This window comes from Arthrobacter sp. Y3222053, assembly GCF_059092805.1.
Genome location: NZ_JBNHIA010000002.1, coordinates 245,238 through 256,054, shown reverse-complemented (window position 1 = coordinate 256,054; position 10,817 = coordinate 245,238). Strand labels below are relative to the sequence as shown.

10 protein-coding genes are annotated in these 10,817 nt (G+C 70.4%); 1 reads left to right on the top strand and 9 read right to left on the bottom strand.

Annotation, left to right across the window (positions count from 1 at the left end):
* Window positions 1–71 precede the first annotated feature (71 nt).
* Window positions 72–1,277, top strand: a complete 1,206-nt coding sequence (locus AC5RUW_RS05455; RefSeq protein WP_494159765.1) for a PrsW family intramembrane metalloprotease — start codon at window positions 72–74, stop codon at window positions 1,275–1,277.
* Window positions 1,278–1,354: 77 nt separating this feature from the next.
* Here AC5RUW_RS05455 and nusB read toward each other — a convergent pair whose 3' ends face one another.
* From nusB to alaS, 9 genes are all read right to left on the bottom strand, one after another.
* Complete coding sequence (gene nusB / locus AC5RUW_RS05450) at window positions 1,355–1,765, bottom strand: transcription antitermination factor NusB (protein WP_494007111.1); 411 nt, start codon at window positions 1,763–1,765, stop codon at window positions 1,355–1,357.
* A complete protein-coding gene (gene efp, locus AC5RUW_RS05445) occupies window positions 1,762–2,325 on the bottom strand; it encodes an elongation factor P (RefSeq protein WP_494007112.1) in 564 nt (187 codons plus the stop codon). Before efp ends, nusB begins: the two co-directional genes overlap by 4 nt.
* A gap of 80 nt (window positions 2,326–2,405) precedes the next feature.
* Window positions 2,406–3,527, bottom strand: a complete 1,122-nt coding sequence (gene aroB, locus AC5RUW_RS05440) for a 3-dehydroquinate synthase (RefSeq protein WP_494159764.1) — start codon at window positions 3,525–3,527, stop codon at window positions 2,406–2,408.
* Complete coding sequence (locus tag AC5RUW_RS05435; protein WP_494159763.1) at window positions 3,517–4,056, bottom strand: shikimate kinase; 540 nt, start codon at window positions 4,054–4,056, stop codon at window positions 3,517–3,519. The genes aroB and AC5RUW_RS05435 overlap by 11 nt, the downstream gene beginning before the upstream one ends.
* A complete protein-coding gene (gene aroC / locus AC5RUW_RS05430; RefSeq protein WP_494159762.1) occupies window positions 4,040–5,254 on the bottom strand; it encodes a chorismate synthase in 1,215 nt (404 codons plus the stop codon). The genes AC5RUW_RS05435 and aroC overlap by 17 nt, the downstream gene beginning before the upstream one ends.
* A gap of 32 nt (window positions 5,255–5,286) precedes the next feature.
* The gene (locus AC5RUW_RS05425) at window positions 5,287–6,171 is read right to left on the bottom strand and encodes a shikimate dehydrogenase (RefSeq protein WP_494159761.1); all 885 of its coding nucleotides are present in this window, start codon (window positions 6,169–6,171) and stop codon (window positions 5,287–5,289) included.
* Entirely contained in the window at window positions 6,172–7,503 is a 1,332-nt protein-coding gene (gene mltG, locus AC5RUW_RS05420) for an endolytic transglycosylase MltG (RefSeq protein ID WP_494159760.1), read from the bottom strand.
* Window positions 7,493–8,086, bottom strand: a complete 594-nt coding sequence (gene ruvX / locus AC5RUW_RS05415; RefSeq protein ID WP_494159759.1) for a Holliday junction resolvase RuvX — start codon at window positions 8,084–8,086, stop codon at window positions 7,493–7,495. The genes mltG and ruvX overlap by 11 nt, the downstream gene beginning before the upstream one ends.
* A gap of 2 nt (window positions 8,087–8,088) precedes the next feature.
* A complete protein-coding gene (gene alaS, locus AC5RUW_RS05410; protein WP_494159758.1) occupies window positions 8,089–10,782 on the bottom strand; it encodes an alanine--tRNA ligase in 2,694 nt (897 codons plus the stop codon).
* Between the last annotated feature and the right edge of the window lie 35 nt (window positions 10,783–10,817).

Below are 10,817 nucleotides of genomic sequence, written 5' to 3'. Positions count from 1 at the left end.
ACAGGACGGATTTAAAGGTTGAATGCAGTGTCAAAACTATCACAGCGCGGCTGTCTCCTATTGTTGGGGCTATGACAGGACCAGCGCCCGGCCGTTACGCCCTCCACGCCCCGCCCGGAACCGCCCCGCACCCGGCGCAGCCGATGTGGCACCAGCCGTTTCCGCCGCGGCCGGTCCGGCGCGGGTGGACGACGGCGGGCAACATCGTGCTCATCGTCGCCGCCGCCCTCGCGCTGGTCCTGGTGGGCCTGTTCCTCCTCGTGTCGCTGGGCGCCTCGGCGTTTCTCGTGTGCGGGGTGCTGGCGCTGGTGCCGCTGGGCATCTGCCTGCTGGGGCTGCACTGGGTGGACCGGTGGGAGCCGGAGCCGCGGGGTGCGCTGCTTTTCGCCTTCCTCTGGGGAGCCGGCGCGTCCGTGGCGATCACCCTGCTGCTCGGCAGCGCGGTTTCCGACATGTTGGCCGCGGCCCTGCCGATGGCCTCCACGGATGTGCTGGGCACGGTGGTCCAGGCGCCGCTGGTCGAGGAGTTCGCCAAGGGCCTGGGCGTGCTGATCCTGGTGTTCACCGGGCGCAGTCACTACGACGGTCCGGTGGACGGCATTGTCTACGCCGGAACGGTGGCGGCCGGCTTCGCGTTCACCGAGAACATCCTCTATTTCGGATCCGCCTTCATCGAGGCCGGCGGCGTCGGGCTCCAGCTGGGCATGGTCTTCGTGCTGCGCGGGCTGTTCTCACCGTTCGCGCATGTCATGTTCACCATCTGCATCGGCGTCGGGGTGGGGCTGGGTGCCCGCGCCGGCGGGGCGGGCCGGATCCTGCTCGGCTTCGCCGCCGGGCTGGTTCCGGCCATTGCGGGGCACATGTTCTGGAACGGCGGCATGGCGCTGGTCTACAACGACTTCTTCACGTTCTACTTCCTGCTGCAGGTGCCGCTGTTCGCCGCCGTCGTCGTCACCGTCTGGCTGCTGCGCCGTGCGGAGGGCCGGCAGATTGCCCTCCGCCTGGGCGAATATGCACGGGCCGGCTGGTTCACCGGCGAGGAGGTCTACATGCTCAGCACCCACCCGGGGCGGCGGCGTGCCCTGGCCTGGGCCTCCCGCGTGGGCGCCCGCGCCCCGATGAAGCGCTTCATCCGTGATTCCACGCGGCTGGCGATGGTACGCCAGCGGATCTGCGCCGGGCAGGACCTGCAGCGCAGCGCACAGACCGAGCAGGCCCTGCTGGCCGACCTGGTCCGGACCCGCAGCGTCATGCTGTCGGCGGCAGTGCCGCACTGATCTGCGCCGGTACGGCAAAGGGGCCCGGTGCACCGTCCATGGACGGCGTGCCGGGCCCCTTTGGCCTGCGGAGGGCGCTAGGCCAGGAGCGTGGGCTTCAGCTCCTGGAGGCGGTTGAGCAAACCTCCGACGAAGCCCGGGGACTCGTCGGTGGAGTGCGTGCGCGCCAGTTCGATGGCCTCGCTGACCGCAACGCGGTCGGGAATCTCATCGTTGTACAGCAGCTCCCAGGTGCCCAGGCGCAGGATCATGCGGTCCACGGAGGGCATGCGCTCCAGGGGCCAGCCCTGCGAATAGGTGCTGAGGAATTCGTCGATCTGATCCTGCTTGGCCAGGACCCCCTCCACCAGGTCGAGCGTGTAGGGATTGATGGTCTGGTCCGTCTGCTCGCGTCGGGCGCGGATGACGTCGTGCGCCGGGACCGAGCGCTGCTCGGCCTCGAAGAGCACTTCCATCGCCCGGGTGCGGGCCTTGGTGCGGGCACTCACTCGTTGACGCGTCCCAGGTAGTCGCCGTTGCGGGTGTCGACCTTGACCTTGGTGCCGGCTTCCAGGAACAGCGGAACCTGGATCTCGTAGCCGGTCTCCACGGTGGCCGGCTTGGTGCCGCCGGTGGACCGGTCGCCCTGCAGGCCGGGCTCGGTGTAGGTGATCTCCAGGACCACGGACGCCGGCATTTCCATGTATAGCGGGGATCCCTCGTGCATGGCGATGGTGACCATCTGGCCCTCGAGCATGAAGTTAGCGGCGTTGCCGACGACGGCGGCCGACACGGTCAGCTGGTCGTAGTCGGAGGTGTCCATGAAGACGTAGTCGTCGCCGTCCTGGTACAGGTACTGGTAGTCGCGGCGGTCCACCGTGGCGGTCTCGATCTTGAGGCCGGCGTTGAAGGTCTTGTCCACGACCTTGCCGGAGGTCACGTTGCGCATCTTCGTGCGGACAAACGCGCCACCCTTGCCCGGCTTCACGTGCTGGAACTCGATGATGCTCCACAGGTTGCCTTCAAGCTTCAGCACGGTGCCGTTCTTGATGTCGTTGGTCGTCGCCACAGTTCTTCTTTCGTCGGTTAGCGTCGTTCGTCGTCAAATCCGTCGATTAGTCTACCCCGCCGAGCGCGGCGGGGCTTCGCCTAGAGGCTGAGCTTCATCCCACCCTGCGGTTCCGAGGCGATTTCCTGGTAGGTGGCGAAGAGCAGCGAGGTGTCCGGGACCTCCAGCATGGTGGGCCGGCCGGGGCCCTCCAGGACCACGAAGCGCAGCAGGTCGCCGCGGGACTTCTTGTCCCGGCGCATGCCGTCCAGCAGCGCGGACCAGCGGTCGTGACGGTACGTCACCGGCAGGCCCAGGGTCTCGAGGATCCGCTTGTGCCGGTCGGCGGTGGCGTCGTCGAGGCGGCCGACCATGCGGCCGAGTTCGGCGGCGAAGACCAGGCCCACGGAGACGGCCGCGCCGTGCCGCCACTGGTAGCGTTCGGCCAGCTCGATGGCATGCCCCAGAGTGTGTCCGTAGTTGAGGAACTCCCGTCGGCCGGCTTCGCGCAGGTCGCCGGAGACGATCTCGGCCTTCACCCGGATGGCCCGCTCGACCAGTTCACGCACGACGTCGGAGCCGCCGTCGGCCACGGCCTCGGGGTTCGCTTCGATCAGGTCCAGGATGGCCGGGTCGGCGATGAAGCCGCACTTGACCACTTCGGCCATGCCGCTGATGAGTTCGTTGCGCGGCAGGGTGCCCAGCGCGTCGAGGTCCACCAGCACCCCGGCCGGCGGATGGAAGGCACCCACCAGGTTCTTGCCCTCGGCGGTGTTGATGCCGGTCTTGCCGCCGACGGCGGCGTCGACCATCCCCAGCAGGCTGGTGGGCAGGTGCACGACCTTGACGCCGCGCAGCCAGGTGGCGGCCACGAAGCCGGCCACGTCGGTCACCGCTCCCCCGCCGACGGAGACGACGGCATCGGAGCGGGTGAAGTCGTTCTGTCCCAGCACCTGCCAGCAGAACGCGGCGACCTGGATGTGCTTGCCTTCCTCGGCGTCCGGGATCTCCGCCGTGAGGGCGGTGAAGCCGTTGGCCTCCAGGTCTTCGCGCACCGCGTCGCCGGTGGCCCGCAGCGCCCGCGGGTGGATCACCAGCACGCGGCGCACCCGCTCCCCCAGCATGGCGGGCAGGCGGGGCAGCAGCCCGTTGCCGACCACCACGTCGTAGTTCTCTTCGGGGGCGGCGCCGGTCACCTTGATGACGGTGGGTTCAGCGGGCATCGGGGGCTTCTCCTTCAGTGAGCGTGCGCGTGATGCGGTCGGCGATCTCGGGCACGGAGGATCCCCTGGCGTCGATGGTGATCTCCGCCAGGGCTTCGTAAATGGGGCGGCGGGCGTCGGCCAGGGCCTGCCATCGGCCGGCCGGATCCTCGGCCAGCAACGGGCGGTGCCCGGCGCGGGTGATCCGGGGCAGGACGGTGGCCAGGTCGGTGTCCAGGAACACGACGCGCGGGCCGCGGGCCAGCAGCTGCCGGGTGCCGGGGTCCAGGATGGCGCCGCCACCGAGGGAGACGATGCTGCCGCCCGGGGCGGACAGGGCCTCCGCGACGGCCCGTGCCTCGACCTCGCGGAAGAACCGCTCGCCGCGGGAGACGAACAGCTCGGCGATGGGCCCGTAACGGTCCACGACCAGCTGATCGGTGTCCACGAACGGGCGGCCGTGGCGGGCGGCCAGCTCACGGCCGACGGCGGATTTGCCGGCGGCCATGAGTCCGATCAGGACAACCGGCTGCTCAGCGGGAAGCGGCATCGCCGGAGGCGGTGGTGAGCGCGGCCGGGATGTTCTCCAGGTACGCGGCGAGGTTACGCCGGGTCTCGGCGACCGAATCGCCGCCGAACTTCTCGGTGACCGCTTCGGCCAGGACCAGGGCGACCATGGCCTCGGCGACGACGCCGGCGGCCGGTACGGCGCAGACGTCGGAACGCTGGTGGTGGGCCCGGGCCGGCTCGCCGGTGGCCACGTCCACGGTCTGCAGGGCGCGGGGTACGGTGGCGATCGGCTTCATCGCGGCGCGGACGCGCAGCACCTCGCCGATGCTCATGCCGCCCTCGATGCCGCCGGCACGGTTGCCGGAGCGGATCATGGCGCCGTCGGCGTCGCGCACGATCTCGTCGTGGGCCAGGGAGCCGCGGCGGGCCGCGGTAAGGAAGCCGTCGCCGACCTCCACGCCCTTGATCGCCTGGATGCCCATCAGGGCGGCGGCCAGGCGGGCATCGAGGCGGCGGTCCCAGTGCACGTAGCTGCCCAGTCCCGGCGGCAGACCGTAGGCGAGGACCTCGACCACTCCGCCGAGGGTCTCGCCGTCCTTGTGGGCCGCGTCGACCTCGTCGACCATGGCCACGGAGGTGGCCGGATCGAAGCAGCGCAGCGGATCGGCGTCGAGGGCCGCGACGTCCGCAGGCAGCGGCAGCGCGGCGGCCTCGGGGACGCTGACGGAGGCGATGGAGACGGTGTGGGAGACCAGTTCGATGCCCAGGGACTTCAAGAAGCTCGCCGCAACCGTTCCCAGCGCGACCCGGGCGGCCGTTTCGCGGGCGCTGGCACGTTCCAGCACCGGGCGGGCCTCGTCGAAGCCGTACTTCTGCATGCCGGTCAGATCGGCGTGACCGGGCCGCGGGCGGGTCAGGGGCGCGTTGCGGGCCGAGCCGGCCAGCGCTTCGGCGGGCACGGGATCGGCGGACATGACCTGCTCCCACTTGGGCCACTCGGTGTTGCCGACCTCGATGGCGACCGGGCTGCCCAGGGTGCGGCCGTGGCGGACGCCGCCAATGATCCGCACCTGGTCCTGCTCGAACTTCATCCGGGCGCCGCGGCCGTAGCCGAGCCGGCGCCGGGCCAGGGCTTCCTGGATCATGCCGGTCTCGACTTCGACACCGGCGGGGACACCCTCAACAATTCCAACCAGCGCAGGTCCGTGGGACTCGCCGGCGGTCAACCAACGCAACATGGTTTCCATACTGCCATGCCCGCCCGGGGGCCTCAGCGCCGCGGGAGTCCGACTGCGTCACACATCACGTTTATGACGGATGCTTCATCCGCAGGTGCCCCTCCGGTAAAGAGCCGCACCTGCTCCACGGCCTGGTAGACCAGCATCTCCAGCCCGGGCACGATTCTCCCGCCGGCGTCCTGCCAGGCCGCGGCGATGGCCGAGGGCCAGGGGTCGTAGGCGGCATCCAGCAGCACGGCGCCGGCGCGGTCCGCGCCGGCGGCGGCGAACTCGGCGGCGAGGGCGTCGGCGCCGCGCGGAGGCAGGGTGCAGATCACGATGTCGGCGGCGGCGCATGCGCCGGCGGCGGATTCCCATGGCTGCAGCCGCGCGGTGATTCCCGCCCGGTCGGCGGTGGCGGCCACCCCGACGGCGCCGCCGGCGTCGGCCCGGAAGCTGCGGGCGTGCACGTCCACGCGGGCGGCCTCGAGCCGGGCCAGGGCAGCCACGGCCGCCTGCGCCGTGCCGCCTGCCCCCAACACGACGGCATGCGCACCCGGACCCGCTCCGGCGTGCCGGAGCGCACCCACCAGCCCCGCGACGTCTGTGTTGTGGCCGGTGAGCCGCGGCCCGCCGTCGCCCGCGTCCGGGGTGACGACGACCGTGTTCAGCACACCGACGGACCGCACGCCGGCGGTCACCTCATCCATGAACGGCACCATGGCGGCCTTCAGCGGCATGGTGACCGATACGCCGGCCCAACCGGGCTCGGTGCGCAGCCGGCGGACAAACGCCCCGGCCTCCGCCTCGGGCACGTCGATCCGGTCGTAGGCGCAGTCGAAGCCGATCAGCTCATAGGCGGCACGGTGCAGCTGGGGCGAACGGGAATGGGCCACGGGATGGCCCAGCACCGCCGCCCGCAGGGGCGCGGCGGACACCTAGTCGCACCTGCCCGGTTCCTGCCCGGCGCACCATTCCTGGTACTCGGCCACGTAGCGGGCGTGCTCGGCCAGGGTGGAGGAGAACTTCGTCTCGCCGCTGTCCAGGTTGACGGTAACCCAGTAGTAGTAGGGCACGTCGGCCGGGTTGGCGGCGGCGTCGATCGCCTCGCGGCTCGGCGAGCCGATGGGTCCCACCGGCAGGCCGGGGTTGGCATAAGTGTTGTACGGGTTGGACTTGTCGGCCTTTTCCTCAGGGGTGAGGTTGTAGCTCTTGCGGTCCAGGCCGTAGGTCACGGTGGCGTCGGACTGGATCAGCCCGTTCGTCTCCGTGTTGTCCGGCTTCAGCCGGTTCTCGATGGAGCCCGCCACGGTGGCGTAGTCCGCCTCGCCGGCCTCGGCCTGGATGATGCTGGCCTTGGTCAGGATCCGGTACTGCTCCGAAGGATCGGTGATGCCATCCTCCTCCAGCACCGCGAAGGTCTGGGCCACCATTTCCGAAACGATGTCGGTGGCGGTGAGGCTGACGTCGAACCGGTACTCCCCCGGGTGCAGGTAGCCTTCCAGGCTCCGTGCCTGCTCGGGCAGCCCGAACTGCTGCGGCGACGCGGCGAGGGCCTCGAACTCGGCGACGGAGATGCCCGTGGAAGTGGAGAGGATTTCGAACACCTCGCCCTGGCGCAGGTCGCGGGCGACGGCGGCGTAGTGCACCAGCCCGCCCTGCTCGCCGATCAGGGCGTCGAAGGCCGCGGAGGCGGACATCTGGTAGCGCATCTCGTATTCGCCGGGCTGGATCTCCCGCCCGTCGGCTTCGGCTGCGACCACTTCCATGAACCGGTCGCTGTTGGCAATGATGTCCTGGCTCACCAGGTTCCCGCCGATCACCATGGGCCCGTCTCCGGGATTCACGGTGAACACGACGCTGCCGGTGCCGGCGCCCTCGTAGTCCTTGGGCTCGTTCATCCCCAGCAGGTCACGCAGGAACAGGATGAGGCCGATCAGCACCACGAGGAAGAACAGCAGGACGCCGCCCACCACGATGGTGCGCCGGCGGCGGCGCAGCATCTTTTCCCGGGAGGGCCGCCGGCTGCGGCGGGAAGGCAGCTGCTGCTCCTCGAAAAGTCCTGCCACCGGCTCATCTTCGGCATGTCCCCGGGCGTAGCCGCGGTCTGTGTATCCGTCATCCGCCTCGTACCCGGCGGCGTCGTACCCGTACTGGTCGTACGCGGGTTCCTCGTGGCCCTGCGGGTCCTCGCCGTACGGACGCCGGCGATAGCCGGTGCCGTCGTAGTCGGCTTCGGCGGGGCGGTGGTCCGGATACCTATGACTCACGGCCGGACCCGCCTTCGGTGTCGGTCTGCTGGGAAATAGCTGGCTCCTGGTTCGGGGCCGGAGCCGCGCCTTCCGGGCGCGGCAGCCGACGAAGTTGTACCGGTTCCCCCACTTCGCGTCCAAGCGAACGCTGCATTTCAAGGGCATGCTGCAGGATTCCCACTGCGGCAGCCTGATCTACCACTCTACGGTGGTCACGGGTGTCCATTCCAGCTTGGCGGAGGGCCTGGTGGGCGCTGACGGTGCTCAAGCGCTCGTCGACCAGCCGTACCGGAAGGTCCATTCCGGCATCCGCAAGGGCGCCGGCCAGCCGGTTCGCGTACTCCCGGGCCATCTGCGTCGACGCCGTTTCGTTGCCGCTGAGGCTGCGGGGCAGGCCCACGAAGACCTGCACCGCATCGCGTTCCGCGGCCTCCCGGACCACGAGGGCAATGTCACGGTCCTTCTTGGCGTCCCGGCGCAGGGTCCGGACCGGGACAGCCAGCAGGCCGTCGGGGTCCGACGCGGCCAGGCCCACCCGGACCTGGCCGACGTCGAGACCGAGCCGTACACCGCGGGGAACGTCCGCCGCCGGGGACCCCAAGGTCAGCTCCCGGCCGCCACGGCGGAGCGCACCGCGGTGAGCGCCTCATCGATCCGGGCCGCATCGGCGCCGCCGCCCTGGGCGACGTCGTCCTTGCCGCCACCGCCGCCGCCGAGGATCCCGGCGGCCAGGCGGACCAGCGCGCCGGCCTTCACGCCGGCGGCGCGGGCGGCCTCGTTCGTGGCGACGATGATCACCGGACGGTTGTTCGCCACACCGGCCACGGCGGTGACGGCCGCGCCGCTGCTGAGCCGCTGGCGCAGGTCCAGGGCGAGGGTGCGCAGGTCATCGGCGCCGCCGACCTCGCCGGCGTTGTGGGCCAGCACGCGGACGCCGTTGACGTCCACGGCCGTGGAGACCAGGGCGGCGGCTGAGGCGGCGAGCTGCTCGCGGCGCAGGCGCTCGAGCTCCTTTTCGGCGGCCTTCAGCTTGGCCAGGGTCGCGGCAACGCGCTCCGGCACCTGGGCCGAGGGCACCTTGAGCATTTCGGACAGCTCGGTGACCAGCGCACGTTCCGCGGCGAGGTGGCGGAACGCGTCCATGCCCACGAACGCCTCAACCCGGCGGTTGCCGGACCCGACGGACTGTTCCCCGAGCAGGGTCAGGGAGCCGATGCGGGAGGTGGCGTCGACGTGGGTGCCGCCGCAGAGCTCGCGGGACCAGTCGCCGTTCATCTCCACCACGCGGACGGTGTCGCCGTAGGCCTCGCCGAAGAGGGCGGTGGCGCCGAGCGCCTTGGCCTGCTCGAGCGGCATGACCCGGGTGACGACGTCGTAGTTGGACCGGATGGCCAGGTTGGAGACTTCCTCGATTTCGGACTTGGCCGTGTCGGAGAGGCCCTCGCCCCAGGCGAAGTCGAAGCGCAGGTAGCCGGCCTTGTTGAAGGAGCCGCGCTGCAGCGCCTCGGGGCCGAGGATCTGGTGCAGGGCCGCGTGCACGATGTGCGTGCCGGTGTGGGCCTGCTCCGCGGCGTGGCGGCGCTGGGCGTCGACGGCGGCCTGCACCAGGGCACCGGTGGAGATTTCACCCTCGCGCACGATCGCCTTGTGCACGCTCAGGCCCTTGACCGGGCGCTGCACGTCGGCGACCTCGACGACGAAGCCGTCGCCGGTGATCAGGCCGGTGTCGGCGGCCTGGCCGCCGGCCTCGGCGTAGAACGGGGTCTCGTCGAGGACCAGGGAGATCTCGGCGCCCGGGCCGGCGTGCGTGACGGCGCCGCCGCCCTGCACGATGCCGCGGACCTTGGATTCGCTGGTCAGCTCGGTGTAGCCGGTGAAGACGGTCTCGCCGGCCTTGAGCAGTTCGTTGAACACGGACACGTCCGCGTGGCCCTGCTTCTTGCCGCGGGCGTCGGCCTGGGCGCGGCGGCGCTGCTCGGACATGAGCGAGCGGAACCCGGCTTCGTCGACCTTCAGCCCGGCCTCCTCGGCCATTTCCAGGGTCAGGTCGATCGGGAAGCCGTAGGTGTCATGCAGGGTGAAGGCGTCCTCGCCGGACAGCGGACGCCCTGCGGCCTTGGAGACCTTCACGGCTTCCTCGAGGCGCTCAGTGCCGGAGGCGATGGTGCGCAGGAACGCCTTCTCCTCGGCGTAGGCGATCCGGGCGATGCGCTCGAAGTCGGCCTCCACCTCGGGGTAGGTGCCCTTCATCGCGTCGCGGGAGACGGGCAGCAGCTCGGGCAGCACGGCGGTTTCGACGCCGAGCAGGCGCATGGCCCGCACGGCCCGGCGGATCAGGCGGCGCAGGACGTAGCCGCGGCCTTCGTTGGAGGGGGTCACGCCGTCGCTGATCAGCATCAGGGCGGAGCGGATGTGGTCGGCGACCACGCGCATCCGCACGTCGTCAGCGTGGTGCGGGTCCTTCGGATCCTCGGCGGAGGTGTACTTCTTGCCGGACAGCTCCGCGGCCTTGTCGAGGACGGGCCGGACCTGATCGGTCTCGTACATGTTCTCGACGCCCTGGAGGATCATCGCCAGGCGTTCCAGGCCGAGGCCGGTGTCGATGTTCTTCTGCGGCAGTTCCCCGGCGACGTCGAAGTCGGTCTTCGAGCGGACCGCGGAGAGCTGGTACTGCATGAAGACCAGGTTCCAGATCTCGATGTAGCGCGTCTCGTCGACGGCGGGGCCGCCTTCGAGGCCGTAGGCCGGTCCGCGGTCGTAGTAGATCTCCGAGCAGGGCCCGCCCGGGCCGGCCTGGCCGGTGTTCCAGTAGTTGTCGGCCTTGCCGGTACCGATGATGCGCTCGTTCGGCACCCCGACCTTGTCGCGCCAGATGGCGCGGGCCTCGTCGTCGCGCTCGTCTCCGTCCTCATAGACGGTGACCCAGAGCCGTTCGGGATCCAGGCCGTAGCCGCCCTTCTCCACCGGGGAGGTCAGCAGCTCCCAGGCGAAGGTGATCGCGTCTTCCTTGAAGTAGTCGCCGAAGGAGAAGTTGCCGGCCATCTGGAAGAACGTGCCGTGCCGTGCGGTCTTGCCGACCTCTTCGATGTCCGCGGTGCGGATGCACTTCTGCACGCTGGTGGCGCGGCTGTAGGGCGGGGTCTCGCGGGCGGTGAGGTACGGGATGAAGGGCACCATGCCGGCAACGGTGAACAGCAGGGAGGGGTCCCCCGTGACCAGGGAGGCGGACGGGACCACGGTGTGTCCCTTCGCGCTGAAGAATTCCAGCCAGCGGCGGGCGATCTCGTGGGACTTCATGGTGCTCTTTCTTACCCTTCGTATGGTGTGCGCGG

Excerpts from the sequence above, each read along its gene's own strand:
- AC5RUW_RS05455 (WP_494159765.1), top strand. The coding sequence starts at position 72 with ATGACAGGACCAGCGCCCGGCCGTTACGCCCTCCACGCCCCGCCCGGA.
- aroB (WP_494159764.1), bottom strand. The coding sequence starts at position 3,527 with ATGCCCGCTGAACCCACCGTCATCAAGGTGACCGGCGCCGCCCCCGAA.
- AC5RUW_RS05435 (WP_494159763.1), bottom strand. The coding sequence starts at position 4,056 with ATGCCGCTTCCCGCTGAGCAGCCGGTTGTCCTGATCGGACTCATGGCC.
- aroC (WP_494159762.1), bottom strand. The coding sequence starts at position 5,254 with ATGTTGCGTTGGTTGACCGCCGGCGAGTCCCACGGACCTGCGCTGGTT.
- alaS (WP_494159758.1), bottom strand. The coding sequence starts at position 10,782 with ATGAAGTCCCACGAGATCGCCCGCCGCTGGCTGGAATTCTTCAGCGCG.